Origin of the sequence: Chrysosporum bergii ANA360D (genome assembly GCF_029891735.1) — a bacterium.
Classification (GTDB): Bacteria; Cyanobacteriota; Cyanobacteriia; order Cyanobacteriales; family Nostocaceae; genus Umezakia; species Umezakia bergii.
On the sequence record NZ_JANQDH010000039.1, the window covers coordinates 1 to 26,310 of the forward strand.

Here is a 26,310-nt window from a genome sequence, read left to right on the forward strand (position 1 = left end):
CATTTTTTTGTCACTTTTTACCGATTCTCAATTAATCGTAGTGATGTCTCACTGTGCGCGATCGCTCCCATGAATGCCGCTTGAGCAAATTCTTACACAGCAAGCTTTTTGCCCCTTCCTCTCCGTCGAACTCACGTTAAATTACTAGTTGTCATTGCTACTTGAACCGAAAACAGTAGGTAATTTAGCCGTTAATTAACCATAAACTCTCTCTTCACTAAATCTGCCAATTTTCATGGAGTTAGTGAATCCTGTGGGGATGACATTTTATTTGTAGCGTTACACTAAGAAAAGTAAATAAATGTAAATAAATATTAAGTCGTGGAAAACATCACACTAGGACAAAATGGTCCGGCTGTTACACCCCTTTGTATTGGTACTTGGGCTTGGGGTGACAAACTGTTTTGGAATTATGGCGATGGCTATGGAGTAGAACAGTTAGAGGAAGCTTTTACAGCCGCATTAGAGGCTGGTATTACTTTTTTTGACACTGCGGAAATTTATGGTTTTGGGCTATCAGAAAAATTGTTAGCCAGATTCATGAAAAAAGCTGAAAAACCTGTACAAATGGCAACGAAGTTTGGCCCCTTACCTTGGCGATTTACAGGTGAATCCGTCTCCAATGCCTTAACTGAAAGTCTTAAACGCCTACAAATAGAGCAGATCGAACTATATCAAGTGCATTGGCCATTTGCCTTCTTTTTAAGTCAAGAAACCTTGATGAATACCCTAGCAGATGAAGTAAAGCGGGGTAGAATTGCCGCGGTGGGTGTGAGTAATTATTCAGCCAGTCAAATGCGAGACGCACAGCAAATATTAGCTGCCCGTGGAGTACCTTTAGCTGTGAACCAAGTGCGCTACTCTTTGCTAACCCGTCAAATTGAAAGTAATGGTATTTTGGCTACAGCTCGTGATTTGGGTGTGACTATTTTAGCCTATAGTCCCTTGGCTCAGGGATTGCTGACAGGTAAGTATACACCTGATAGAATTGAAACTCCCAGGGGTGCGAGGAAAATAGACCCGCGATTTAGTCAAGAGGGGTTACAAAAAATTGCCCCAGTAATTTCCTTACTGCATACTCTGGGAGAAAAGTACCATCGCACTCCTGCCCAAGTAGCCCTTAATTGGTTAATTGCTCAAAAAAATGTGATTCCCATTGCTGGGGTAAAAACTGCTGAACAAGTCAAACAAAATGCTGGGGCTTTGGGCTGGAGATTAAGCACCGAGGACAGGGCGCAACTAGAAGAAATCAGTCGTCCTTGGTTGAAATAACTAATGAATACTGAGTGATAACTTTATTCTCTAGCTGCATTTGAACCTAGCTTTTGATTGGTGGATGACATAGAAGCGTCGCGGCGAGTCCGCAGCTTGGGCTTAGGAGTAACTCGTCTGCCTTCGTCTTCACTATTGTTATCTGAGGCGTTCCAAGAGGAACGTTTTCTGTCGCCAGAAGACTCGCCACCACGGCGCTTGGTCAACTTGGGTTTGGGGCAGGGGGCATCTTCTTCCGGATCTACGCCTGTTTGCAACCAAGCAGGGCGAGTTTGGTCATAGGCCATTTGTAGTGCAGCTGCGGCGATCGCATGAGCATCATATTCTCCGATTAGTTCGCTGACTATGGGGAGGAATGAAGCTAGGCGTTCGCCTGTTAGGGTTTCTTTGACCTTACTTTGCAATTTTTGGATGTGTCGCGCTTCGATTTGCGCTCGTGTGGGAATAGAAAGCAATTGCCAAGTTTGGCGGTTGTGGCGCTCAAATGCCTGTTGTTTGCGGCGCTCGAAGGGTTGTACTAAAGAAATTGCTGTACCTTCTTTACCGGCACGACCAGTGCGGCCAATGCGGTGAACATAGGTTTCCGGGCTATCTGGCAGGTCGTAGTTAATCACATGGGAAAGTAGGTCCACATCCAGCCCCCGTGCTGCTATATCAGTAGCCACTACCCAGCGCACCTGACGATTACGGAATCTGGTCAATAGTCGTTCCCGTGCTTGTTGGGACAAGTCGCCGTGGTACTCATCAACACTGTGACCTGCTGCTTGCAGTAGATTGGTGAGTTCTGCTGCTGTACGTCTGGTACGCACAAAAATTAAAGCGGTTTCTGGATCTTCCATTTCCAGAATTGGCTGTAGTGCTTTAGCTTTTGTCCAGTGACGGGGGATGAGATAGGCTACTTGATTGATTTTGTTGGGTGTGGCCTTTGGCTGTTCTACAGTGACTGTGGCTGGATTTCGCAAGAATTTGTTAACAATCATGCGAATGGATGGTGGCATTGTTGCCGAGAATAAAGCTGTTTGGCGCTCTTGGGGGGCTTGAGATAAGATTTTGATCACATCATCAATAAAGCCCATGCTCAACATTTCGTCAGCTTCATCCAAGACAAACCACTTCACTTGATCGAGTTTTAGACAACCCCGGTCTAGTAAATCGATCATTCGTCCTGGCGTACCTACTACCATGTGAACACCGCGTTTGAGTTGCATCATTTGGCGTTCAATTGATTGACCGCCATAAATTGCCAGAATTCGCAATCCTTCGTTGCCCGCAAATTGGCTGATGGCATCATGAACTTGAATTGCTAACTCACGGGTTGGAGCTAATACCATTGCTTGTACAGCTTTTTGGTTAATATCCAACTGCTCTATAATTGGCAAGGAAAATGCTGCTGTTTTGCCCGTGCCGGTTTGAGATTGACCCACCACATCCCTACCTGCTAACAGTTGGGGAATGGCTTGAGCCTGAATATTGGTAGGTGTGGTAAAACCAATTTTTTCGAGTTGCTCAACACGTTTTTGTGAAATACCTAATTCTTGAAAGGAAAGAGTCATTAATTCTCCTAGATTTTGTTTTTTGGTTTTAGATTTGTCAATCTGACGGCAGTGGCTGATCAACAACATCTGCATTCAGTGGTCAGATTTATCACTATTTGGTGGAACCCTCATCTAAGTAAGGACTCCACGGGGAAAGAGGGTCAGTGATGCCTAAAGGGCTGAATATGACTTCTCTGGTGGTGGAGACACTGCTTTATCCAGGCATACGCAGTGCTTGATCCACCCTGATGCTTTTACATTGGGTAACTATTGACAACGTGACCGTAGAGGTCGTATGTATCAGCATTGTGGATTGCCACAGGTACAATGGTTCCTAATTTTGCTTCCCCATCGACATATACCTGACCATCGACTTCTGGGGAAAACCTACCTGAGCGACCTATTAGCTTTCCACTTTCAGGGTGTTCTTGTTCAATCAGGATGTCAACAACTTTGCCGATTTCCTGTTGATTTTTTTTAGCTGCAATCGGTTCCTGCAGCGCCATTAATCTATGCCAGCGCTCATCCATTATTTCTTGGGGTATTGGATTGGCTAGTTTGTATGCCGGCGTTCCTTCTTCTGGTGAAAATTTGAATACACCAACATGGTCAAATTCATGCCGCTGGACGAATTCTAGTAGATGCTGAAAATGTTCTGGGGTTTCTCCAGGGAAACCAACTATAAATGTTGTCCTGAGTACGGCATTTGGCAGAGCTAGTTTGATGCGTTCAATAATCCCATCATTTACCCGTCCTTGCCAAGGACGATTCATGGACCGAAGAATATCTGGATGAGAATGTTGCAGGGGCAAATCCAGATATGGTAAAACGTTGTGGGTTTCTTGGACTGCCTTTATTACATCTGGGGTCAGCCCGGTGGGATATGCGTAGTGCATTCTAATCCACCGTACATCTACCTTACCCAAAGCGCGCAGTAATTCGGCTAACTTTGGTTTACCATAGATATCTAACCCGTAATTGGTGGTGATTTGGGAAATTAAAATAATTTCCTGCACCCCTTGACTAGCTAACTGCTCGGCTTCAGCAACTATAGATTCAATAGTACGCGATCGCTGCTTTCCTCGCAGATGGGGAATAATACAAAATGCACAACTATAATCACATCCTTCTGCTATTCGCAGATAGGCCACGCCTTCGGTTGTAGTACGATAGCGGGGTGTAGTCTCGTCGGCAATGTAGGTTGGTTCGGCACTAACCTCTTGTACCCGCTCCCCTTGTTCTACACGCTTGATGACATTAACAATTTTGTGATAATCTCCCGTCCCTACTAATGCTACTGCCTCTGGCAACTCTTCCAGTAATTGTTCCTGGAAGTGCTGTGCCATACAGCCCGTGATCACGATTTTCTTGTTGGCTTCTGCCAGTTCCACTAAGGTTTTGACGGATTCCTCTCTTGCTGCTTCTATAAAACTACAAGTATTAACTATAACGTAATCTGCCAACTCTTCATTTGTATCTACGCCATAGCCTGCTTCTACGAGCAGTCCTAGCATATGTTCTGTATCAATTCGGTTTTTTTCGCAGCCCAAGTGCGAAATGGCAATTGTTGGCTTTTCACCCATATTTTGAAAACATTTGCTGTTTTTTTCTTTTTTTGGTAATTTGATATCCAACCAGCCCTATTTTAGCTGCTTGTGATAGACAACTTTACAAACTTTAGACTAGAATAGCAGGCTTTAACTGACAGCTACTACCTAAAGTTACATGACATGGATATTTTCCTGCCATGTTATGATATTTTTACTATTTAGTCTATTTCCCGGGGCAAGTGGAGTGTCTTTGAGTATAATTGACACTTTTATTTTTTTCACAAATTCTCTGTTGGTATTTTTCATTACCGCAGCGTGTGTTGTTGATTTACCCATCGGGAAGCTGCCCAAAGGGCTTGTTGTGAGAAGTCGCTGCCCTCTGGGAAATCGCGCTCTCTGCGTAATTTTTTTCGCATGAGTACGAAAACACGCCGAATAAAGCGCTTACTCTACCGTTATACTTAGGACTTGCCAACGATCATGCGCCGAAGACCAGCCCCAAGTGTGGGAAGTTACCTCGCTTCTTTTGCGTAGCAAACTCCTCTTCTAGCCTGGTTTGATCTTAACATATCTTAGGATAGGTTTTACAATATTTTCCATCCTAGGGAAGAAGAAATTAGCTAGTTAATCATATGCTAACGTGTGTTAACTAATGCTATACTTTACCTATGGCAGAATTACATACCACTCAGAAAAGCGGTCGAATTTCTGGGGTTGCACCCTAATGCCTTGAGGAGATATGCAGATGAAGGAAAAATCAAAAGCATTAAAAACCCGGCAGGGCAAAGATTGTACAATCTTGAATCATACATCAGACGTGATTCAACTAGGACTACCACTATTTGCTACTGTCAATTCAGTTCCTCAAAACAGCGACATGATCTCGACAGACAAACCGCTGATATGCAATCCCTCTACCCGGGCGCAGAAATTATCAAAGATACTGGATCGGGACTCAACTTCAAAAGAATTTGAAATTGAAAATCAAAAAATTCAGAGAAATCCAAAATCCACAATTGGCACAGTCAAACAAGTTCTGGACTCTCGACTGGTGAACACTAGACCCCGCAAAACGGATTAATAACGTGGACTTATATCAGCTATTTAAAACTCGAACACCGATTATTGGCGTGGTTCACCTACTTCCACTGCCCACCTCGCCCCGTTGGGGAGGCAATCTCAAAGCAGTAATTCACCGTGCGGAACAAGAAGCAGCAGCCCTAGCCAGTGGCGGAGTAAACGGTATTATTGTGGAAAACTTTTTTGACGCGCCATTTGTAAAAAACCAAGTAGATCCCGCAGTGGTGAGTGCCATGACTGTGGTGGTACAAAGAATTCAAAATTTGGTGCCATTGCCCATAGGTTTGAATGTTTTGCGAAACGACAGCAAAAGTGCAATGGCCATTGCCTACAGCACAGGAGCAGAATTCATTCGCGTTAATGTTTTGACAGGAGTGATGGCCACAGACCAAGGATTAATTGAAGGAGAAGCCCATCAATTACTCCGTTATCGGCGAGAATTGGGCTGCGATGTCAAAATTATGGCTGATGTGTTGGTGAAACACGCTCGTCCGTTGAGTGCCCCAAATCTCACAGTTGCTGTCAAAGACACAATTGAAAGAGGTTTAGCAGATGCCATAATTTTGTCTGGCTGGGCTACCGGCAGCCCACCTAACCAAGAAGACCTGGAATTAGCTTCTGGTGCGGCTAATGGCACTCCAGTTTTTATTGGTAGTGGGGCTAATTGGGAAAATATTTCTACACTAATGGAAGCAGCAAATGGTGTAATTGTTTCTAGTTCACTCAAGCGCCACGGTCGAATAGAGCAACCAATTGACCCGATTCGCGTCAGTCAATTTGTGGAAGCTGCTCGTAGTGGTGAAAATCCTCCAGGTGATATTCAATCTATTTCTGTTGACACTCCCCACGCCTAAAGGCGGGTGATTCCAGCGTCACTGACGTTCCTTCTTAGGGTTAGCTAGGCAGCCGACTACTCTTGTAGTATAACACAATAAAAAGCCGTCCTTCTAGGACGGGCTTCTCATCCCATTCTTTTGGTCAAAAGCAAAACCAATACACTACTACCTATGATTCGCCGCCGTTCTACTCCTTGGATTCATAAATGGTCCCGTCCATTGTTAGCCGCGATCGCCGGACTTGGTGCTTTGACAACAGGTTATATCACCATCAAAAAGTTAACAGGAGGTACTGCCGCTTGTGTGGCGGAAGCCGGAGCTAAAGGCTGTGATGATGTACTTTCCAGTCCTTGGGCAACCATACCAATTTTTGGCGGTCAGCCGTTAGCTTTATTTGGTTTTTTGGCTTATGTGACTATGGTGATTTTGGCTGTTGCTCCTTTGCTATGGAAACCAAGTGATAAAAATAGCCTTAAACAACTAGAAAACTTGACTTCGTGGTTGCTGTTGATAGGAGCGATCGCTATGTCGGTGTTCAGTGGCTATTTAATGTATGTGTTGGCATTCCAAATCCAAGCGGTCTGTTATTACTGTATTGCTTCCGCCCTCTTCTCTGTTAGCCTTTTAGTGTTGACCATTATGGGTCGTGTGTGGGAAGACATTGGGCAAATTTTCTTCACCGCTATTATTGTGGGGATGGTCACTCTGATTGGTACTTTAGGTGTCTATGCTGGGGTAAATTCATCAGGTGTGACCTCAAACTCTACCCTTGGAGAACCTCAAAAAATTAACTTTGTTCCCAAAGAACAACCTAACCCTGCTTTTGGTTGGACAATTACCACTAATTCTGGTGAGGCAGAAATTGAATTAGCACGCCATCTGGCTACCACAGACGCTAAGGAATATGTTGCCTATTGGTGTCCTCATTGCCACGAACAAAAACTACTCTTTGGTAAAGAAGCTTACCAGATTCTTCAAGATAATCAGATTACGGTGGAGTGTGCTAGTGATAGCCCCAAAGGTCAACCAGAAGTTTGTCAAGCCGCTAAGATTACCGGCTTCCCCACTTGGATTATTAATGGTAAAGCCTATAGCGGAGTGCAAAACCTGGACGAACTGGCAAAAATATCTGGTTATACAGGTTCCAGAAACTTTAAGTATTTCAGATAATTAGAGAATAGGGAAAACTAAAAATTAGTCTTTGTATCCCGAAAATTCATAATAAAACTATTGACACTCCCCCGCCTTTAGTCGGGGGATTCCAGCGCCACTGACGTTCCTGATTACTTTGGCTGCATTCACATAGTATATCTAAGAATGGCAACCATGAAAGGACAAACAAGATTAAAAAATATACCAATGCTTGATGATCAAGTTAAAACCAAAAGAACCGTAGTTTTAACACCTAGGGCATGGCAGAATATTAGAGTTTATTAGTGCAAGCGAATTAGTTGAAGAATGGGGAAGGCGATTTTAATCGCCAACGGCTAACCCCCATGTCTGAAGCCAGTAGCTCTGCTCGCCGTTGATATTTCGGTCAACTGGTTGATGCGCTGCGAAATTTTCTCCCAGTTGACTTTTTTTTTGCTAAAAACCAAAAAATCAATTTGTGAACTTATAGCTGTTTATAATAAAATAGGCCGAAAAACCTTGAGGTATGAGTAAGCAAATAGTAAAATATTTTGTCAAGTGTCCTAGAAAACTGAAACAAAAGCTTGTCCGAGAATATAGGGAATTGATTACAGCTTTTATTGTGACAGTTTGTATCTTGATGCTCCGATCTGTGGGATTATTACAATCTTTAGAGTTAGCAGGCTTAGATCAATTATTTCACTTACGTCTAAATGATTCACCTGATAGTAGTATAACTATTGTAGCCATTGATGAGGCTTCTTTAAAGCAAATAGGTTCCTGGCCAATTCCAGATGATGATATTGCCGATTTATTACAAAAAATACAAGTGCATCAACCCCGCGCTATTGGTTTAGATATCTACCGTAATTTACCGGTGAAGTCTGGTTATGAAAAACTGGTAGCAGCTTATAAATCAATGCCCAACTTAATTGGGAATAAACTATTGGCAAATAATCAAAGTGTTAGTGTTTCACCTCCACCGGAGATGAATGATCACCAAGTGGGTTTTAATAATGTGTTATATGATCCTGATGGCAAAGTACGTCGTAGCTTGCTGTATTGGCACGTTGGTGAGGAAGTACACGAAAGTTTTGCTTTGAAGTTGGCTTTATTGTATTTACAATCTGAAGGTATTACTCCCCAAAAAGCAGCTAATAAATCTGAATATTTACAGTTGGGTAAGGCAGTTTTTACCCGCTTTGAAGCTAATGATGGTGCTTATGTGAGAGCGGATGCTAAAGGCTACCAAATTTTGTCTAATTTTCCTAAACCAGGCTGTCACAGTTTATTAAAATACTGTGGTTATGCTCAGGTGAATATGAGGGATGTGCTAGAAAATAAGGTGGCAAAAAACTTGATTCGCGATCGCATTGTACTGATTGGTTCTACTGCTCCTAGTATCCAAGATTTTGTATTTATTCCTTATTCTAGTAGTTTGATTGGTACAGCCGAGCCTATTCCTGGTATCCAACTACAAGCTTATTTTATTCATGAGTTAATCTCAGCAGCTTTACAAGGAAGACCTTTACTTAAAGTTTGGTGTGATAAATGGGAATATTTATGGATTTTTGCTTGGTCTTATCTGGGTTCTCTGATCACATGGCGGGTTAGATCGCCGATGAAAAGCATTTTTAGTATTTTACTATCTTACTTAGTGCTGATTATATTTTCTTACTTGGCTTTTTTGTTGGGTTGGTGGATACCAATTATCCCTGCATTAATAACCTTTGCTGCTTCGGCTATTTGGATTACTTCTCATATTGCCTATAGACAAGAAGAATTAAAACGTTCTAAAGAATTTTTACAACAGGTGATTAACACAATTGCTGATCCGGTATTTGTGAAAAATGAACAATATAAATGGATGGTTTTAAATGACGCCTATTGTCAGTTAATCGGTTATCCCGATACTATATTAATTGAAAAATCAGAATATGACTTTTTTCCTCAACATGAGGCGAATTTATTTCGCCAACAAGATCAGCTGGTATTTCAAACCCAGCACCCCCAGGAAAATGAAGAAGAATTTACTGATTCCACTGGTACTACTCATGTAATTGCCACTAAGCGATCGCTGCACAAAGACGCTGCTGGTAATTTCTTTTTGGTGGGGGTCATCCGCGATATTACCCAGCGTAAGTTAAGGGAAGAACACTTGAAGCGCACTGCTGATGAGTTATTCCGCTCTCATCATGAATTAAAACTTCAGGAAGACCATTGGCGTTATCTGGCTGATCATGATCCTTTAACAGGTTTGAGTAATCGGAAATTTTTTGCAGAACAACTCCAAGAATCGTTACTTTGGGCAAAAAATCATAATTTGTTACTGGGACTGCTATTTATTGACTTAGATGGCTTTAAGGAAATCAATGATAGTTTAGGACACGACATGGGCGATCGCTTGCTAATATCCATTGCTGAACGACTGACCAAAACTTTACGCCATAACGACACTGTGTGCCGATTAGGAGGCGATGAATTTACAGTAATTTTACGCTCAATTTCTCACTTGGAGGCAGCAGCTAAAATCGCTGAAAAAATTTTAGCCAGCATTAATTATCCAATTGTTTTGGAGGGATGTACTGCTAGGGTTTCTGCCAGTATTGGTATTAGCGTTTATCCCCTCAGTAGTCAAGATGCTGAAACACTGATCAGACAAGCTGATGCGGCTATGTACCGCGCCAAGCATCTGGGTAAAAATTGTTATGAATTTGCCTGAAAGATATTATGTATATTTAATTACCCTAATCTTTATGAAAGCTGTTATATTTTGTATCAATATTTGTTTAATCATCAGTCCAAAAATAGCTGCTGCCATAGTCAGCCTTGATGCTGTCACGTTTGATGAATTGAATTCCAGTGGCAGTATAAGTTTAACCAACAATAGAGTTAATTATCAGGATTTCCAAGAAATATATGTTCCGCCAAATAATGGGGGTCCTGACAGTAAAAATGGTAGTGGTACTCGTTGACATAACATTTTTTAAACACGTGAGATACAAATGTAAATGATCTCTTGTAGCGCGAGCATCTTGCTTGCTGATAACAAAACCCTTCGCTGCTTAATACAGTTACGCTAATTATGTACCTCACTCTGGCTAAAAATGTCTAGTTTTTCCGGACCGGAGATTTCTGCCATTGAGACTTTTTGTACTATGGTGTGAACTTGCCAATTGGGGTCTGGCTGGGGGTAGTCTAGCCGGTAATGTCCGCCACGGCTTTCGGTTCTAAAAGCTGCGCTGTTGAGAATTAAATAAGCCACATCTAGTAAATTTCGGGTTTCTGCCCACAGTCGTACTTGCCGTTCTACATCTGGTATATCTAAAGTCGCTGGTTCTTTAGGACTTAAAGAGAATAAAAATTGACTTAAGGGCAAGGCAGCAAAATCTTCTTGCCAAGATGCTACGGTAGCGATGGCATCTGCTAAACCTGACTGTTCTCGACAAATACCTGCACTTTGCCAAACCAATGGTGGTAATTTTTCTCTAATTGTTTCTAAATCTGTTTTTTGGCTTTGCCATGCGCTGATATCGGCGCTAAATTTTCTGGATGGCAGTGTGCGTAATTGTGGGGATGGTGTGACATTGGTTAAATTAATATTAGCCATTTGCGCGCCAAACACAATACACTCCAGTAGAGAGTTACTTGCTAAACGATTAGCCCCATGAACTCCCGTACTGGCATTTTCTCCCACTGCGTATAAACCCGCAATGTTGGTGTGATTCATTAAATCAGTGGCAATACCACCCATCCAGTAATGAGCAGCCGGGGCTACGGGAATGCGGTCATGGAAGACATCAATACCCCAATGTTGACAAACTTTAACAATGTTGGGAAAGCGATGACTAATTTTTTCTGGGGGGATGGGGCGCATATCTAGCCAAACATGGGCTGTGGCAAGATCAATGGCTGTGTGTTTGAGGTGGCTGAAAATAGCTCTACTAACTACATCCCTAGGTGCTAGTTCACCAGCAGGATGATAATCAAAGGCAAAACGTCGTCCTGTGTCATCTACAAGGTGTGCGCCTTCGCCACGTACAGCTTCACTAATGAGAAAGTGATCTGCTCCGGGTTTAGTCAGGGAAGTAGGGTGAAATTGCACAAATTCCAAATCTCGGAGAATAGCCCCGGCTCGATAGGCCATGGCTACCCCGTCTCCTGTACTGACAGCTGGGTTGGTGGTTTGGGCAAATACCTGACCTCCTCCTCCTGTTGCTAAAACCACCGCAGCAGCTTTGATCCATGTGATTTTACCTTGATAAAATAGGCTAATTCCTTGACATCTTGGGGTTTCGGGTTCTAGCCACAGATTCAAAGCCAAGGCTTGCTGGATGACTTGAATGTTTTGGCGGCGCAATACTTGCGCTGTGAGGGTGGTGGTCACTTCCCTACCCGTGGTGTCAGCAGTGTGCAGGACACGATGACGAGAGTGAGCGGCTTCTAAGGTTAAAGCTAAACTTTGACCATGACGGTCAAAAGCTACTCCCAAGTTAAGGAGGGATTGAATACACTGGGGGGCTTGTTGGGCAAGGAATTCTACGGCCGGGCGATCGCACAAGCCCGCTCCTGCTTGCAATGTGTCCTCAATATGCAATGAGGGGGAGTCTTCTGGAGCAATGGCCGCAGCAATGCCTCCTTGAGCCCAGTCACTGGCGGATAAAGACAGAGTTTCTTTTGTAATTAAGCCGACTCGCAGGTTTTCTGGTAAACACAGGGCTGTGTACAGTCCAGCAGCGCCGGCACCGATTACTAAAACATCAAATTCGCTAGGAATGTCAAACAATTTTGGATTTTGGATTTTGGGTTTGGGATTTTGGACAAGGGGATTATGCCCCATGCCCCATTTTTTAGCTATCTGTAGATACCATTGTTAAAGCGATCATCGCCCTCAATGAAGGCAGTAGTTGGGTCGGTAACAGCAAAGTTTCCTAAGTTACTTTGCAAAATTTCTATTTGGCGATCGCTTAATCCCGGTATGTTCAATACATCCTCTACTTCTTTGTATGGAGCATTTAGAATGATTTTTCTAGCTAGAGTGGGGTATAGCCCTGGGTACTGTTGAAAAGCTCGCACGTTGGTATTATTCAAGTCTATTTTTTTTACCAAATTCTGTTCCTAATTTAGCGTCTGCACTGTTCTGGAGGGAAATTGCCAAAATTGGGACTTTTTGCCAAGTTAGGCTATTGATATTGGCTGCTGTGGCTATGTGATTTGTTCCCAGCCATCCCCAGGAACCGAGCAACAAGCTAAATACTGTTAATAAACGCATCAATGTTTTCACGATTTTTCTCCCTTGTTCATCAAACTGAAATCACGACCTTAACCTAAATCTTTAACAATACTATCAACTCTGAGGTCAATTTAGACGCACGAGCTAAAGTACATTGGTTTTGGACTCCTATTTGGTTTTTGAACAACACTTTTTACACCTTATTGATTTTTTTGCCTGTTCCCTGTTCCCTGCCTTTACGAGTAATTACTTTTTAGGCTGCACTTGCAGCTATGAAAAATAGGGTATCTACCAAAATTGTACTTAACACCGCTCCGATAAAAGCGTACCAATGTTTTGATTTTGTACGTAAAGGTAAAACTCCTGCTGTTAAGAGCAATATAGCTAAAACTACTGCCCAGCCTTCTCCCCAAGGGGTTTGTACCTGGATTAAAGCAGATTGTAAAATTGGTGATACATTAGCAGGTTCAACCTGCATAACTTGCCGCCAATAGGGCATTAAGTCTACTATATAAAAATATACATCTGTTAACACCGTACCCAGTAAGGAGCCTAAATAAAACCAGTTACCAACTTTGCCCCAATTCCTGAGTAAACACCAACAAGCAAATGGTAGACCAATAGACTCTACTGGTAAATGCCAGAGGGGTTCCCAACGCAGCCAACCCCAGTAAATTGCTCCTGCTAACCAACTCCAGCTAAAGCCAAACAGCAAATCTCCCCAGGTATAAGTTTGAGGGCGTGACATTAAGCTAAAACTCAGCCATAGCCAAAATCCTGTACTGGCTACACTGATAATTGGTAGCGATCGCACCAAGGGCGCTTCTATAAATACTGGTACTGATACTAATAACACAGCTGCTGCAAATACTAACCAAATTTCCCCCACAGCAGTAGATATGGCTATGGGAGGAGATAGGGAAAGTGTAGATTCTAATTCCCTGATGTTCTTCGACTCAAATTCTCTTGCGGCTAAATCAGTATTAATCACGGTGGTAGAAGTGGTGTAGGAAGACAAAATGTTGTTAATCAAGGTTTTTTTGGGTTTTTAATTTTTGTTACTAAACTTTATATTATTTAAGGTATCACATTTCAAATGCCCCCCCAGGGCATTTTTATTTTACTGAGTTTTTGCCTAAAGTGGTGACTAAAATAAAAAAATTCTTGATCTGTACCAAACCGGTACTTTCTGGGGGGATTTTCCTGGAAGGTGATCCAGAGGGCTGTTTGTGTAATTGGTTGTAGCAGGTAAAATAAATGGCTTTATCGAAACGTCAATGCTTTATAATGTTAAGTGCAGCATCTGCCATTTGCTCAGTTGCAATATTTCCGACAAAAGTTTTCAGTAGCCCAGGTAATCCAGGTTTAGAAGAAGTACAGCAACAAATGAATATCTTGCAGGCTATTTTTTTAGGCTTTGTTCAGGGTATGACTGAATTTCTCCCCATCAGCAGTTCAGCACATTTAAAAGTTGTACCCGTAGCATTGGGTTGGGGTGATCCGGGAGTAGCTTTTACAGCCATTGTTCAGCTGGGGAGTATTATCGCCGTGCTGTGGTATTTCTGGGATGACATGAGGCAAATTATCAAGGGCGCAATTAAAGCCATTACTCAGAAAGACTACGACAGCCATGACTTTCAGCTATTTCTGGGAATTATTTTGGGAACAATACCGATAGTGGTGTTTGGATTGTTAATTAAAAGATTTATTCCAGATTATGATAGTTCACCCTTAAGAAGCTTAGTAGCCATTGCCATTGCTTCTATATTGATGTCGTTATTATTGGGATTGGCAGAAAAACTCGGTAAGCGTCAACGAAACTTTGAGCATCTCAGCCTTAAAGATGGGCTGTGGATGGGTTTAGCTCAATCATTGGCATTAATTCCTGGGGTATCCCGTTCAGGTTCTACCATCACCGGGGGATTATTTATGAGCTTAGAACGGGAAACTGCGGCCAGATTTTCGTTCTTGTTAGGAATTCCCGCCATCACTATGGCTGGATTAGTAGAATTAAAAGATTTTTTAGAAATAGGTGTGGGTAATGTGGCTATGGTTCCTATGGTTGTGGGAGTAATTTCATCCGGGATATTTTCATATATAGCGATCGCTGGTTTGATACAATTTTTGAAAACCAAAAGCACTTGGGTGTTTATTTGGTATCGTCTCATATTTGGTGTGGTCATCTTGGCGGCCATCAGCGCCGGTTTGTTGAAAAATAGTTAATAGTCAAGCAACTAAAATCTAAAATTCCCTTATTATGTCTACCATCCATCCTGCCCAAATTACTAAAGTATTACCGGATTCCATCGCCGCAGAAATTGGCTTTGAGTCTGGGGATGCCATAGTTGCTATCAACAGCACAAAGCCCCGCGATTTAATTGATTATCAATTTTTATGTGCTGATGAATTTCTGGAATTAGAAGTTTTAGACAGGAATGGTAAAACTCATCACATTGAAATTGAAAAAGATTATGATGAAGACCTAGGGCTAGAATTTGCCACGGCTTTATTTGATGGTTTAATTCAATGTAATAACCGTTGTCCATTTTGCTTTATTGACCAGCAACCACCCGGTAAGCGTTCCAGCTTGTACTTAAAAGATGATGATTACCGTCTCAGCTTTTTATATGGTTCCTACTTAACTCTAACTAATTTGTCAGAGAAAGAATGGCAGCGCATTGAACAAATGCGCCTCTCTCCTTTGTTTGTTTCTGTTCATGCTACGGAACCGGAAATTAGAATTAGATTGCTAAAAAATCAGCGTGCTGGACAAATTTTCTCACAAATTAAATGGTTCCAAGACCGGAGATTGCAAATTCACGCCCAAGTAGTGGTTTGTCCTGGTATTAATGATGGTCAACACCTAGAACGAACCCTCCAGGATTTAGCGTTTTTCCATAGTGGGGAAATACCTGCTGTTGCATCAGTGGCGGTGGTGCCAGTGGGTTTGACAAAATTTCGCCCACCAGAAGATGAACTCATCCCTGTAACCAGGGAAAAAGCTCAAGAAGTAATTTCCCAAGTGCAAAGCATCTCCCAACAATTTCGCCAAAAATTCGCTTCTCGTTTTGCTTGGTTAGCTGATGAATGGTTTTTGATTGCAGGTGAAGAATTGCCCACAGAGGCGGAATATGAAGAATATCCGCAAATTGATAATGGTGTCGGTTCTATTCGTTTATTTATTAAGCAGTTTACATCTATGGCCGCAGAATTGTTACCCGCCAAGCTGGATGAACCGAGAAAACTAACTTGGGTGGTTGGTAATGCAGTGGAAAAGGCATTTCAACCCATTGTGCAACGCTTAAATCAAGTTGAGGGTTTAGAAGTAAATATGCAGGCTTTATGTAGTGATTACTGGGGTCAAAATATTACTGTTACTGGGTTAATTACAGGTCATGATTTACTTCTCAATCTCCATGGGAAAGATTTAGGCGGGGGAATTTTGCTGCCAAAAGTGATGCTTAAACATGGGGAATTAGTGTTTTTAGATGATATGAGCTTGGCAGAGGTAGCTGGTAAACTGAATACAGAAATATTCCCAGTTTCTGGTATTGAAGAACTGATCAATACTTGTATTACTGGAGTTGTTTTGGCTTAGTTGGCAAATATCAGTTATTTCTCGACGGTACTGTGATCGTCTTGTAACACAAGCATCCTGCTTGTTAATGATGTACCTTACTAAGCAGCGAAAACAGCTATAGCAAGGGATGAATAGGTTGAAGCGTTTACGCCGGGGAGTGTCAAGAAGATGATAAATAAAAGAAAGTGAGTCAATCGTAACTGAGGAGTGAGTAGTGAAGAATCAGAGTAAATGCCATAAACAAGTTAAACAAGTTGGATTCTTCATTGTCAGTTTTAAACTTTTAATTTTTAATTGCTGTGGTATCCTACCGGCAACGGCCACCAGTAGGGAACCTGTGTTAACCGTGGTACACAGCCAGGATAATAACCAGGAATGGGCAGAAATCACCAAGGGACTGCAAGCAGTAAATGTGAAATATTGCGTTATTCGCCTGGCTAATGTCAGGAGTGGGGTAGATTTTGGCGATCGCCAAGTATTGTTTTTGCCTAATGTTGAGAGAATAACACCAATCCAAGCAGTGGCACTACAGGAATGGATGAGCAAGGGCGGAAAGGTGATTGCTAGCGGTGCTGTGGGTAGTTTATCAGTACCAGGAGTTCGGCAGTTATTGCGATCGCTCTTAGGTGGTTATTGGGGTTTTAGTCTTAATCAGACCCAACAAATACAACCCTCAAAAAGTCCGAATCATCAATGGGCAAACCAAAACGGACTATTTGGCAGTGTCAAAGGCGGTGTTTTAATTCCTAACAATGTTAGCACTCAAGGGGCTGCTCTGTGGAATTCTCTAGATAATCCTGTAGCAGTGGTGACGACGGAGCGTTCTACTTTCTTTGGTTGGCGCTGGGGAACAAATACAGCCTCCTCAGCCGATTTAGATAACAATTGGTTAAAAGCTGCTTTAAATCGCCATCTATCGGCAGAAAATGTCCAGAAAAAAATTACAGGAGCATCCCCAACTTGCGGTACATCAGTGGCAACTGCTCCCTCATCTTCTCCATTGTCCTTCACTCCATATTCTTCACTACCTACTCCCCCTAGTCCTCAACAAATCCAGCCACCAGAACCAGCCGAAGTTGTGGGTATGGATGCTGCACCCAACTCCAACCAACCAACTGATGATCATGAAGTGATAGCGAGTAGCACTGAAAAAACTGCACTTCAACATCAGCTAGAAAGTTTGATTGGTCGAGTAGAAAGCGCTAATTTAGCAGCATCAGCTTATGGTAACAGAGGGATAGGTGAAATGATCACCAGTAACCAATCTCCAAAGACAAAACAGGTAGAATTAACTTCCAGCAGAACCACACCAGAAATTCTCAGTCAACAGGAAGCAGTATCACAAGCAAGGTTAGTTGCCCAAAAATTACCTGAATTGATTGCCCAAAAAAACTATGGTTTAGCGCAGCAACAGTGGCTAGCAACCAAGGCGAATTTATGGAAGCAGTTTCCTGTCAATCGCAGATTAGCTCCCGCAGAAGTGCGGGCTGTGTGGTTAGACCGGGGGACAATTGTTCAGGCTGGTAGCGAAAAAGAACTGGCTAAAATTTTTGATCGCTTGGCAAAGTCGGGAATTAACACTATTTTTTTTGAAACTGTCAACGCTGGTTATACTATTTATCCCAGTCAAGTCGCACCACAAACCAACCCATTAATTCGCGGTTGGGACCCCTTGGCCTCGGCGGTGAAATTAGCCCACGCCCGGAGAATGGAGTTACACGCTTGGGTTTGGGTGTTTGCAGCAGGTAATCTGGTACACAATAAACTAATTAATGCCAGTCCTAATTATCCTGGTCCGGTGCTGGCGGCCAATCCTGATTGGGCAAATTACGATCACCGGGGTGAGACAATTCCTGTTGGTCAGACCAAGCCATTTTACGACCCAGCTAATCCGGAGTTAAGGCGGTATTTATTGAAGTTGTATGAAGAAATTGTCACTCGCTATCAAGTAGATGGTCTGCAACTAGACTACATTCGCTATCCTTTTCAAGACCCATTTGCTGGACGCACTTATGGTTATGGTAAAGCCGCAAGAGCGCGGTTTCAGCAGTTGCATGGTGTAGATCCAGTAAATATTTCTCCCCGTCAACAGAACTTGTGGCGGAAGTGGACGGCATTTCGTACTGAACAGGTGAATAGCTTTGTTGCCCAAGTGACCCAGAAATTACGAGAAAAGCGCCCAGATTTGATTTTTTCAGTGGCTGTATTTCCCATACCGGAAATAGAACGCATTGAAAAACTGCAACAAAATTGGGAAGTTTGGGCAAGGCGAGGAGATATAGATTTAATTGTGCCCATGACCTATGCTGAAGATACTTCTAGATTCCAAAAATTAGCGGAACCTTGGATAGCTTCCAGAAATTTAGGTTCTACTTTGTTGTTACCAGGTATCCGCTTGCTTTCTTTGCCTAATTTGGGAGCCTTTGACCAACTACAAGTAATCAGAGATTTACCCGTGAGTGGTTATGCACTGTTTGCGATGGAGAATTTTAATGATGAATTAGAACAAATTTTTACTAATACCCAAGGACAAGTTTATTATAGTACCTATGAACCTATTCCTTACCGCCACCCTTTTAAAACTGCTGCTCTCCGTTATACTACCTTACAAGGAGAATGGCAGTTAGTGTTGGAAAATCAGCAATTACAAATGTCTGCTGCGACAATTTTGGATTTTAATCAACAGGTAAGGCTTGTACAAGCTACTTTAAATCAGCTGGCAGCCTCACCTTCTCTTAATAATTTAGTAGCTGCCAAAGCGATATTGAATCGATTTCAATCTCAATTTCCCATGTGGATGGCTCAACAAGCTAGGGATAATCCCTATCAAGTCCAAACCTGGGAAAATCGTCTGGTTACTATAGAAAGGCTATTACGTTATGGCGAACGCCGGGTGCAAAAGATACAGTGATTTAGTTGAGAAATTTATGTCTGAGAATAAGGATCATATTCAATCAAATATTCCCGAGTCTTCTGATCATTCTGGTGAAAGATACTGGGGTACTGTAGAGGTGATAGAAGAAGGGGAGACTTATAGAATTAGTCGTGTGGAAATTAAGCCTAGACACGGGATTAAACCACAAATCCATTATCACCGTAATGAACATTGGGTTGTGGTCTCTGGTGTGGCTAAGGTAACTTGCGGAACAGAGGAAAAGTTACTGATTAAAAATCAATCAACTTTTGTCCCTGCAGCTACTCTCCATAAGGTAGACAACCCAGGACATATTCCCCTAGTTATTCTGGAAATTCAAAATGGTGAGTATTTGGGAGAGGATGACACAGAACGGCCTTATGAACTGAATTTAGTTAAGCCGGGGACAGACAATAAAAAAGTTCATCAAAAGTAAATGAGGTCTGAGATAGCAATTTGACATACTCACCGACCTTCTAGGTCGGTGATTCTTGAAGGTTCAGCACAACTTGCTAACCAGGCCTTGCTGAAAAAGTCGTACCGCTGCGCCATGCCGACTACCTTCGTACCATAACACACTCAAAAGCCCTCTTGTTCTAAGGTTTCAATCAACTGCAAACCACGAGGATCGCCCACCCCTAATAGTGAAGCTTTGCAGTCTTCCCGAACTCCTAAATCTTGGTCTTCGGCAAAGGCTTGAATTAGTGAATCTATGGCTGTGGCATAAACTATGTTAGATGGTAATTCTCGGCACAGTTGACCAATACTCCAAGCGCAATTACTCCGCACAGCAGCCACTGGATCTTGGACTAGGGCTTCAATGAGGGGTGGTATAGCTCCCACCACTGCTTCATAACCAACATTTGCCATTTGGGCTAAAGAACTGGCAGACCATAGGCGCACTGCGGAAATATCAGTTTTTAAGGCATCTGCTAGGGGGGCTAAAGAACGGCGATCGCGGCAATTCCCTAAAGCCCAAACTACACCTTTACGCACGTAGCCGTTCCAGTCTTGATTAAGTTGTAAAATTAACGGTTCTACCGCTTCCGGACTAGGATTGCGTCCAATACCATAGGCTGCACTTACTCGCACCAAGGGACAGGTATCAGTTAACAGGTGAATTAAATGGGGGATAGCCCGTTTATCTTGAATATCACAAAAAGCGCGAGCCGCTAACATCCGTTGGTGGGGTTGATGATCTTGCAATAGAGCCAACATCACTTCTGGATCAAGCTCTGCCACTTCAGGTTCAACACTTCTGTCGGTTGCTATGTTATCCAAGGGGCTTTGAGCTTCTACCTCGACATCAAGTAAGCTTAGGTCTTTTTCGTCATACATATATCATTTAAATGCCCTAGTGGGATTTACCTCAATCCCCATGCTAATGATTAGTTCATTGAGTCTGATGCAGTGATTTTACCATCCATAGGGATTGAGTTTGATAACCGAGATGATGATAAAGATTTAATGCGGGTGGGTTGGATGTAAAAACTTGTAAGCCAATTTGTTGATCGCCTCTTTGAATTGCCCAATTTTCTACATATTTTATCAAAGCTGTGGCAACCCCGCGCCGCCGATGTTCCGGGAATACGTAAAGCATAAAAATGTGAGCATGGCGATGGCCATGGATTTGATCTATGGCATTTCCCACCCAGATACAAGCAATGGGAGATGGCGGGGATTTTTCCGCGGCTGAACAATCTACCCACCACAGGGGGGTTTCCTGGGAGAAATATTGTTCAACGGTTGCTGCTAGGTGGCCAAAATCTTGCTGGGGAAATAGCTCTTGGTAAGTTAGCCGCATAAATTTCACTAGCAGCGATCGCTCTAGTCTTGAACCGCGACGAATATGGTAACCGGGTAACAGCTGTTCAGACAAACTCAGTTATAGTGTAAGTAGGGAGAGAGAAACGGTTTCCGCTTTTTCCTCAATGGGTGCGGGTGCTGCCATGTCAGAGGGTAGAAAAATGCGCGCGCTGACCGCCACTAAGGCTAATGAGAATACCAACACTGCTAGTAATGGGGCGATGTATTGACGAATGATGACCATTGGGGCTTATTGTGTGAGAATTTAGTTAAAGATTGGTGAACTTTTCTGAATTTATTGTAGCGACTTTTGGGCATAGTTAACGTTGATCCCGTTCTAGGTCATCAATTACTCGCTCGCAATACCAATTTTCTGGCATTCCCGGATAGTTGACCTTTGCTTGATCAATTAATCGCTCGGCTGCTGCGATATCACCTCCTAATTTGGCAATTAGTTTATTTTTCAGATGGTTATCGGCTGTTTGGGTGTTGATTTGCCCTTGTACCTGGGCTGGTGTTTCAATGGTCGTTACTTGTAATTCCTGCCTGCGTAGTTGCCAAAATAAGACGTAATAAAGTGTACCAAAAATTAAAATCAGGCTGAATGTTCCCAACAGAGTTAGTAAGTTAAAGGCTAAAAACCCTAAAACTAACTGCGATAGAACATAACCGAGTAACAAGCCAGTGATTAAGAGAATAAATGTGCCGACAATAATAACTACTTGGTTCCCCATAAATCTTCGTCTTCTTGTTCAAGTCCTGGTCTGGATATTGCCACTGGTTTAGGATTCCAAGGGGCAAACAATGGTAACAGAAGTAGTCCTGGGATAGCAGCGACTATACTTATAATGAAAAATAACGGCCAACCCGTGCTTTTTGCTAGAGTTCCTGCTGGCGCAACTAGAATATCACGACTGACAGCCATAAAACTTGATAATAAAGCATATTGGGTAGCAGAAAAGCGCTGGTTACACATATTCATTAAAAATGCCATAAAGGCGGCCGTTCCTAAACCTCCACAAAAGTTTTCGATGTTGATGGTTAGTACTAAAGCCTGGTAATTTTGCCCGATGTTGGCTAGAATATAGTAAGCTAAATTACTGACTGCCTGCAACCCACCAAATAACCAAAGTGAGCGGTTGACACCAATTTTACTCAAAATTGTTCCCCCTGCCAAAGTGCCGACAATGGTGGCAATCAGCCCCATAACACCTTGAATTGCGCCGATATCGGTTTGGGTGAATCCAGTTTGCAGCAAGAAGGGTGTAGACATATTGTTGACAAAGGAATCGCCCAGTTTATACAGAACGATAAACAGCAAGATTAAAATGGCTGGGATGACCCCCAATCGCTGGAAAAATTCCCCAAAAGGTAAAATTACCGCAGCAGTTAAAGATTCTGGTGGGCTGGTTTCTTTGGGTTCTGGTGCCAATAAGGTGGCAATAATTCCTATTACCATCCCCAAGGACATTAATAGATAAACTGATGGCCAGGGTAAATTATCAGCCAGCACCAATGCCAAAGAGCCTGTGAATAATAGTGCTATCCGATAACCCAACACGAAAACAGCAGCACCCGCTCCCAACTCTAATGATTCTAAAATATCAGTACGGTAGGCATCAGCTGCAATGTCTTGACTGGCACTTAAAAAGGCGATGGCTACCGCATTAATGGCTAATAATTGTAGTGCTTGTTTGGGTTGTTGGAAAGCCATGAGGGCGATGGCTATCAATAGCCCCATTTGCAGTGTGATTAACCAGCCTCGTCGTCTACCTAAAATTGGCACTGTAAACCTATCTAACAAAGGCGACCAGATAAATTTTAATGAGTAGGGTATACCCACAAGGCTAAATAAGCCAATGGCGGTTAAATCCACTTGTTCTACAGTCATCCAAGCTTGCAGGGTTTTACTGGTTAAGAACAAGGGTAAACCAGAGGAAAAACCTATGAATGTTAAAGCAGCCATTTTCCGACTGGCGAAAACCTTCAGCAGCGATCGCACTGGATTCATATTTTCAAGGTTCCTTCTCAATCTTGTGAATTGCAGTTATCTTCCCATAGCTGCTGTCATATTCTACGCAAACATATAAATCTACCAGGGTTGGCGCGGCTGAGTCATGGTCTTAAATCACCCAAAAATAGCATATGTTAGTTAATTATCTTGAATTTGCTCAACTTGATGATTTTTAATTTCTACTTTATGGGCTGCGAGGTATTTTGACCAACCGACACGAGTACCAATGTCGCTTTTGTGCTTGAGTAGTCCTAATTGCTCTTCTTGTTGGGTGAGTTGGGCAAATTCTTGGTAGCGGGGGTAGTCGGGGGTGACAAAATTTTCCTTGCGGTGCAAAATTGGCGGATTAGCCCTGTTGGCGTAATCACGATGAGTTATATATAAAGTTTTTAAATCAATGGTGATACTGGCTGTTAAGGCTGGATGGGGATCATGGTCAAATTCTGGGTAAAACAAATAGGATATTTGCGATTTATCAAGATGATATTTAATTAATGTGGCTCCATCTACCCGCCCAATGGTGCGACTAGCACAGCCTTCATAAATGCGTAGTAGAGGGTCAACGGCTGGTAGTGCTGAAACATGAACGTAAAGCGCGCCCCGGGTGTGTTTGCCAATTTGGCTTTTTCGACAGGCGGTTTGTACAACTTGGGGATTACCTAAGCTGAATAGCTTTTGATCGGCCACTTGACAGGCTTCTTCATAACTACCAAAAAAAGCTTTGATATCATGACGCATTTCTGGGGCTAGTTTGTGCCATGAGGGTCGTTGTTCAAAGTGGGTGAGTGCCAGATATACTTGGATATCTAAAGAACGACGATAGGCGATCGCATCCCATTCTGCCTCATCGGTGACTTGTAACACCACATTAAAAGCCCGGCGAAAGCTACCAAATTCTTTAAATATTTCCCCTTGGTTTGCTAATTCACCTTTAACTGGTAGTCTGCCGCGTTTGGTAAAAAATTCCATCAGTGGTTGTAGTTGTCCTTGGTAGTCTTCAAACCTCTTACTGGGGAGACGAACTCTCGGTGTAGAACTGCTAGAAAAGAAGCGGATGGCTTTAAAATTTTCTTTGGCGGCATCATCACGGAAAACAAAATACACACCCAATGCCACTGGTACTGCATCTACCTGGAGTACTTCGTCTATGTAAGTTTTTAATTCTTCTTGTTCGTAATATTTCTGAAAGGTGTTACGACGAGTGACAATACCATCGCTGTAGGCTAGTTGTGTCTTGCTAGGGGCATTAATTAATACCTGTGCGGCAACAATTAAAATTTGTTGGGTGAGTTCCCAAGCGTAGATCAGACTTTGGCGGCGTTCTTCCTGGTCTTCAATTACGTTGAGGACGTAACCCATGTTGACCACATCCGCGGGGGTAATGGTTTCATTGGGGAAGTAGTAAGGGTCCCAGCCAGCGCTGGTATAACCTAAATTCGCCACTCGCTCCACATCACCACCATATCCGCAACCGTAATCAAAGAATGAGGTGTTTTGATTGAGGATTGCCCATTCTATTGCCAATCGCACCGGGCGAGATATATCATTACGAACGATAGCAGCTTTGTGACGCTGGATTTCTAGGTAGCTCTCCATGAATTATCTTGTCCATCTTTCAGCGCTAATTGAATTAAATCTTCAATTTTCTTAATGTTGGGATCGCCTGCTAAGTAGCCAATACCACGATGCAAGTGCAAGCGAAATTGAGTAGCGAGGCTGTCTTTATCAGTGGGGTAGCCGTCGTTGTGACAACGTTGTTTCAGGGCGAGGAGGAGTACATCGGACATTTCGCCGCCAAATACACGCCAGGTCATTTCTACGTTGCTATCTTGGGGAATTGGTGCTGGTGAAGGGGCGGTTGGTTCCGCCAGGGAAAGACAAAATGCCCAACGGCATAAAATATTCCATTGGTCAACTTTGGTGCTGCGTCTGAGTTTGAGCAGTTGGTCTTTGGCTGTTTGGGAGAGTTTAATTCTTTCGATGGGAGATTCCATAACTAGCGCTAAAATAATTTATTTAAATTTTTTCTTGTATTATGCAATTCATTGTATCTTAGAGATTAGGTAGGTGGAAGATTTTTTAATCAGAGCATGGCTAAATTGCAATTACATTTTAATGGCTCTTTTGCCCTAAAAAAAGATGAAATTAGTAGGCTGATTCGTGCAGCTGCTGAAGAGAAAGGCTTAAATGATAGCTTATCTAACTTGATGGAAAAAACAAGTTTAGGTAATGCCAAGGTGGGAAAGATAAAAAGTTGGGCAACACGTGGGGGGTTAATCAAAAATAATCGCCCTAGTCCCGAGGGGGAAGTGGTTTTGCGAATAGACCCTGAGTTACAGTCAAATATTACAGACTGGTTGATGCACTTTTATTTAAGTTTTGGTGTTCAAGGTCTTAAACCAACCCCAGAAAACCCGGCTGATTGGGGTGCATGGTCTTACTTTATATATACATTTTTACCTAGTTTGAGTAAATTTACTAAAGAAGAATTACTTAATCACACTGGAGCAATATTTGAGGAAGAAACCAAAGTTATTGGGGAGAGAATCAAATTTATCTTACGAGCATATACTGAATTTACGGCTTTAGGATCTTGCAGGTTACTCACCCAAGAACAAGATCAATATATTGGTGGCTGTGCTTGTTTACCTAACCCTTATCTATTAGGCTACTTCCTAGCCAAGCTGTGGGAACGTGATTTTCCAGAGGAAGATTCGGTTCTCACTGACTCTATTCTCCAGCAAAAAATGGGTCTGGCTGCTGTTTTAGGTATAAAAGCTGATGCACTACAACAACGGCTAAATGCTATGGAGGCTTATGGCATTATTGAACAGCAACGGGTAGTACCTCCTTTTCAGGTGACTCGGCGCTGGGATGAACCTTTGGTACTACTAGAGAAAGCCTATGAAGGATGAAACTCACTTGCAGCTGCGAGATGCTAGGCCAGATGACCAAATTCATCTGCTACTGTGGGATAGACCTGATGAAACTGAATTGGTGCGTATAGCTCATTACAACAACGCCCATCGAGTTAATTACCGACAAAATTTACTACAACGAAATCATCCGGAAGCAACTTTTCTGGCTCTTCATCACAATCTTGATGTAGAACTAAGCGCCATTAAGTCAATGTGTTCTAGTGTGAGCAAAGAAATGGTTTTACTAGAAGGGTTGGATTGTTTAATTACTTATCTCCATGTTACATCTGGCAGTCATATTACTCTGTTCTGGAAACAACTAGAAGAGACTCGCAAGCTAGAAAAATTGTTATGGATCATCCTACCCCAGCAGCTGGCACCCAAAACCTGGTTACCAGAACGAACTAAGCGTATTCCTGGATGATTAATCACAAAAACATT

The 26,310-nt window shown here is 42.6% G+C and carries 22 protein-coding genes and 2 pseudogenes; 12 read left to right on the forward strand and 12 right to left on the reverse strand.

Annotation, left to right across the window (positions count from 1 at the left end):
• Window positions 1-321: 321 nt before the first annotated feature.
• A complete protein-coding gene (locus NWP17_RS05875) occupies window positions 322-1,272 on the forward strand; it encodes an aldo/keto reductase (RefSeq protein ID WP_280653983.1) in 951 nt (316 codons plus the stop codon).
• Window positions 1,273-1,295: 23 nt separating this feature from the next.
• On the opposite strand, the gene NWP17_RS05880 is transcribed toward NWP17_RS05875, so the two are convergent.
• Together NWP17_RS05880 and rimO are read right to left on the reverse strand one after the other, a co-directional pair.
• Window positions 1,296-2,825 (reverse strand): DEAD/DEAH box helicase, encoded by a 1,530-nt coding sequence (locus NWP17_RS05880; protein WP_280653984.1) that lies wholly within the window; start codon window positions 2,823-2,825, stop codon window positions 1,296-1,298.
• Between the two features lie 236 nt (window positions 2,826-3,061).
• A complete protein-coding gene (gene rimO / locus NWP17_RS05885; protein WP_280653985.1) occupies window positions 3,062-4,390 on the reverse strand; it encodes a 30S ribosomal protein S12 methylthiotransferase RimO in 1,329 nt (442 codons plus the stop codon).
• A 609-nt stretch (window positions 4,391-4,999) separates the two neighbouring features.
• Between rimO and NWP17_RS05890 the strand changes: the two genes are divergently transcribed.
• The 5 genes from NWP17_RS05890 to NWP17_RS05910 all read left to right on the forward strand — a co-directional run bounded on the left by NWP17_RS05890 (window position 5,000) and on the right by NWP17_RS05910 (window position 10,379).
• Complete coding sequence (locus tag NWP17_RS05890; protein WP_342393998.1) at window positions 5,000-5,332, forward strand: MerR family DNA-binding transcriptional regulator; 333 nt, start codon at window positions 5,000-5,002, stop codon at window positions 5,330-5,332.
• 110 nt (window positions 5,333-5,442) lie between these two features.
• Window positions 5,443-6,291: a photosystem I biogenesis protein BtpA gene (btpA, locus tag NWP17_RS05895; RefSeq protein ID WP_280653987.1), complete on the forward strand. Its 849-nt coding sequence runs from the start codon at window positions 5,443-5,445 to the stop codon at window positions 6,289-6,291.
• Between the two features lie 153 nt (window positions 6,292-6,444).
• Window positions 6,445-7,443 carry a vitamin K epoxide reductase family protein gene (locus NWP17_RS05900; RefSeq protein ID WP_280653988.1) on the forward strand — a complete coding sequence of 333 codons (999 nt, stop codon included), beginning with the start codon at window positions 6,445-6,447 and terminating at the stop codon, window positions 7,441-7,443.
• Window positions 7,444-7,930: 487 nt separating this feature from the next.
• Window positions 7,931-10,126, forward strand: a complete 2,196-nt coding sequence (locus NWP17_RS05905) for a CHASE2 domain-containing protein (RefSeq protein WP_280653989.1) — start codon at window positions 7,931-7,933, stop codon at window positions 10,124-10,126.
• Window positions 10,127-10,160: 34 nt separating this feature from the next.
• The gene (locus NWP17_RS05910) at window positions 10,161-10,379 is read left to right on the forward strand and encodes a hypothetical protein (RefSeq protein ID WP_280653990.1); all 219 of its coding nucleotides are present in this window, start codon (window positions 10,161-10,163) and stop codon (window positions 10,377-10,379) included.
• Window positions 10,380-10,515: 136 nt separating this feature from the next.
• On the opposite strand, the pseudogene nadB reads toward NWP17_RS05910, so the two are convergent.
• From nadB to NWP17_RS05925, 3 genes and pseudogenes are all read right to left on the reverse strand, one after another.
• Window positions 10,516-12,244 (reverse strand): annotated as a pseudogene (gene nadB / locus NWP17_RS05915) (L-aspartate oxidase).
• 14 nt (window positions 12,245-12,258) lie between these two features.
• Window positions 12,259-12,688: pseudogene (psbU, locus tag NWP17_RS05920) on the reverse strand (photosystem II complex extrinsic protein PsbU).
• 202 nt (window positions 12,689-12,890) lie between these two features.
• Window positions 12,891-13,670 carry a DUF3120 domain-containing protein gene (locus NWP17_RS05925; protein WP_280653991.1) on the reverse strand — a complete coding sequence of 260 codons (780 nt, stop codon included), beginning with the start codon at window positions 13,668-13,670 and terminating at the stop codon, window positions 12,891-12,893.
• 224 nt (window positions 13,671-13,894) lie between these two features.
• Between NWP17_RS05925 and NWP17_RS05930 the strand changes: the two genes are divergently transcribed.
• From NWP17_RS05930 to NWP17_RS05945, 4 genes are all read left to right on the forward strand, one after another.
• Window positions 13,895-14,860: an undecaprenyl-diphosphate phosphatase gene (locus NWP17_RS05930; RefSeq protein ID WP_280653992.1), complete on the forward strand. Its 966-nt coding sequence runs from the start codon at window positions 13,895-13,897 to the stop codon at window positions 14,858-14,860.
• A gap of 34 nt (window positions 14,861-14,894) precedes the next feature.
• On the forward strand, window positions 14,895-16,235 hold the full coding sequence (locus NWP17_RS05935; protein ID WP_280653993.1) for a TIGR03279 family radical SAM protein: 1,341 nt from the start codon (window positions 14,895-14,897) through the stop codon (window positions 16,233-16,235).
• Between the two features lie 196 nt (window positions 16,236-16,431).
• A complete protein-coding gene (locus NWP17_RS05940) occupies window positions 16,432-19,128 on the forward strand; it encodes a glycoside hydrolase family 10-like protein (protein WP_280653994.1) in 2,697 nt (898 codons plus the stop codon).
• 16 nt (window positions 19,129-19,144) lie between these two features.
• Window positions 19,145-19,567, forward strand: coding sequence for a phosphomannose isomerase type II C-terminal cupin domain (locus tag NWP17_RS05945; RefSeq protein WP_280653995.1), 423 nt, complete (start codon window positions 19,145-19,147; stop codon window positions 19,565-19,567).
• 143 nt (window positions 19,568-19,710) lie between these two features.
• Here the strand turns inward: NWP17_RS05945 and NWP17_RS05950 are convergent, their stop codons facing one another.
• The 7 genes from NWP17_RS05950 to dndE form a co-directional block, all read right to left on the reverse strand.
• Window positions 19,711-20,469 carry a HEAT repeat domain-containing protein gene (locus NWP17_RS05950; RefSeq protein WP_280653996.1) on the reverse strand — a complete coding sequence of 253 codons (759 nt, stop codon included), beginning with the start codon at window positions 20,467-20,469 and terminating at the stop codon, window positions 19,711-19,713.
• A 55-nt stretch (window positions 20,470-20,524) separates the two neighbouring features.
• Window positions 20,525-20,935 carry a GNAT family N-acetyltransferase gene (locus NWP17_RS05955; RefSeq protein WP_280654019.1) on the reverse strand — a complete coding sequence of 137 codons (411 nt, stop codon included), beginning with the start codon at window positions 20,933-20,935 and terminating at the stop codon, window positions 20,525-20,527.
• Window positions 20,936-21,016: 81 nt separating this feature from the next.
• Window positions 21,017-21,181, reverse strand: a complete 165-nt coding sequence (locus NWP17_RS05960) for a hypothetical protein (protein WP_280653997.1) — start codon at window positions 21,179-21,181, stop codon at window positions 21,017-21,019.
• Between the two features lie 76 nt (window positions 21,182-21,257).
• Window positions 21,258-21,671: an ABC transporter permease gene (locus tag NWP17_RS05965; RefSeq protein WP_280653998.1), complete on the reverse strand. Its 414-nt coding sequence runs from the start codon at window positions 21,669-21,671 to the stop codon at window positions 21,258-21,260.
• On the reverse strand, window positions 21,656-22,948 hold the full coding sequence (locus NWP17_RS05970; protein WP_280653999.1) for an AmpG family muropeptide MFS transporter: 1,293 nt from the start codon (window positions 22,946-22,948) through the stop codon (window positions 21,656-21,658). The genes NWP17_RS05965 and NWP17_RS05970 overlap by 16 nt, the downstream gene beginning before the upstream one ends.
• A 141-nt stretch (window positions 22,949-23,089) precedes the next feature.
• Window positions 23,090-24,547: a DNA phosphorothioation-associated putative methyltransferase gene (locus tag NWP17_RS05975; protein ID WP_280654000.1), complete on the reverse strand. Its 1,458-nt coding sequence runs from the start codon at window positions 24,545-24,547 to the stop codon at window positions 23,090-23,092.
• Window positions 24,532-24,945, reverse strand: coding sequence for a DNA sulfur modification protein DndE (gene dndE, locus NWP17_RS05980; protein WP_280654001.1), 414 nt, complete (start codon window positions 24,943-24,945; stop codon window positions 24,532-24,534). Before dndE ends, NWP17_RS05975 begins: the two co-directional genes overlap by 16 nt.
• Window positions 24,946-25,041: 96 nt before the next feature.
• Here dndE and NWP17_RS05985 point away from each other — a divergent pair, with 96 nt between their 5' ends.
• Both NWP17_RS05985 and NWP17_RS05990 read left to right on the forward strand, forming a co-directional pair.
• Window positions 25,042-25,866, forward strand: coding sequence for a hypothetical protein (locus NWP17_RS05985; protein ID WP_280654002.1), 825 nt, complete (start codon window positions 25,042-25,044; stop codon window positions 25,864-25,866).
• A complete protein-coding gene (locus NWP17_RS05990; RefSeq protein ID WP_280654003.1) occupies window positions 25,856-26,293 on the forward strand; it encodes a hypothetical protein in 438 nt (145 codons plus the stop codon). The genes NWP17_RS05985 and NWP17_RS05990 overlap by 11 nt, the downstream gene beginning before the upstream one ends.
• The last annotated feature ends 17 nt before the right edge of the window (window positions 26,294-26,310 follow it).

What these genes read in the sequence shown, in the direction of transcription:
- NWP17_RS05910 (WP_280653990.1), top strand. Translation starts at nt 10,161, where the DNA reads ATGAAAGCTGTTATATTTTGTATCAATATTTGTTTAATCATCAGTCCA.
- NWP17_RS05990 (WP_280654003.1), top strand. Translation starts at nt 25,856, where the DNA reads ATGAAGGATGAAACTCACTTGCAGCTGCGAGATGCTAGGCCAGATGAC.
- NWP17_RS05965 (WP_280653998.1), bottom strand. Translation starts at nt 21,671, where the DNA reads ATGGGGAACCAAGTAGTTATTATTGTCGGCACATTTATTCTCTTAATC.
- rimO (WP_280653985.1), bottom strand. Translation starts at nt 4,390, where the DNA reads ATGGGTGAAAAGCCAACAATTGCCATTTCGCACTTGGGCTGCGAAAAA.
- NWP17_RS05930 (WP_280653992.1), top strand. Translation starts at nt 13,895, where the DNA reads ATGGCTTTATCGAAACGTCAATGCTTTATAATGTTAAGTGCAGCATCT.
- NWP17_RS05945 (WP_280653995.1), top strand. Translation starts at nt 19,145, where the DNA reads ATGTCTGAGAATAAGGATCATATTCAATCAAATATTCCCGAGTCTTCT.
- NWP17_RS05950 (WP_280653996.1), bottom strand. Translation starts at nt 20,469, where the DNA reads ATGTATGACGAAAAAGACCTAAGCTTACTTGATGTCGAGGTAGAAGCT.
- dndE (WP_280654001.1), bottom strand. Translation starts at nt 24,945, where the DNA reads ATGGAATCTCCCATCGAAAGAATTAAACTCTCCCAAACAGCCAAAGAC.
- NWP17_RS05900 (WP_280653988.1), top strand. Translation starts at nt 6,445, where the DNA reads ATGATTCGCCGCCGTTCTACTCCTTGGATTCATAAATGGTCCCGTCCA.
- NWP17_RS05935 (WP_280653993.1), top strand. Translation starts at nt 14,895, where the DNA reads ATGTCTACCATCCATCCTGCCCAAATTACTAAAGTATTACCGGATTCC.
- NWP17_RS05970 (WP_280653999.1), bottom strand. Translation starts at nt 22,948, where the DNA reads ATGAATCCAGTGCGATCGCTGCTGAAGGTTTTCGCCAGTCGGAAAATG.
- NWP17_RS05880 (WP_280653984.1), bottom strand. Translation starts at nt 2,825, where the DNA reads ATGACTCTTTCCTTTCAAGAATTAGGTATTTCACAAAAACGTGTTGAG.
- NWP17_RS05960 (WP_280653997.1), bottom strand. Translation starts at nt 21,181, where the DNA reads ATGGTCATCATTCGTCAATACATCGCCCCATTACTAGCAGTGTTGGTA.
- NWP17_RS05905 (WP_280653989.1), top strand. Translation starts at nt 7,931, where the DNA reads ATGAGTAAGCAAATAGTAAAATATTTTGTCAAGTGTCCTAGAAAACTG.
- NWP17_RS05975 (WP_280654000.1), bottom strand. Translation starts at nt 24,547, where the DNA reads ATGGAGAGCTACCTAGAAATCCAGCGTCACAAAGCTGCTATCGTTCGT.
- NWP17_RS05955 (WP_280654019.1), bottom strand. Translation starts at nt 20,935, where the DNA reads ATGCGGCTAACTTACCAAGAGCTATTTCCCCAGCAAGATTTTGGCCAC.
- NWP17_RS05985 (WP_280654002.1), top strand. Translation starts at nt 25,042, where the DNA reads ATGGCTAAATTGCAATTACATTTTAATGGCTCTTTTGCCCTAAAAAAA.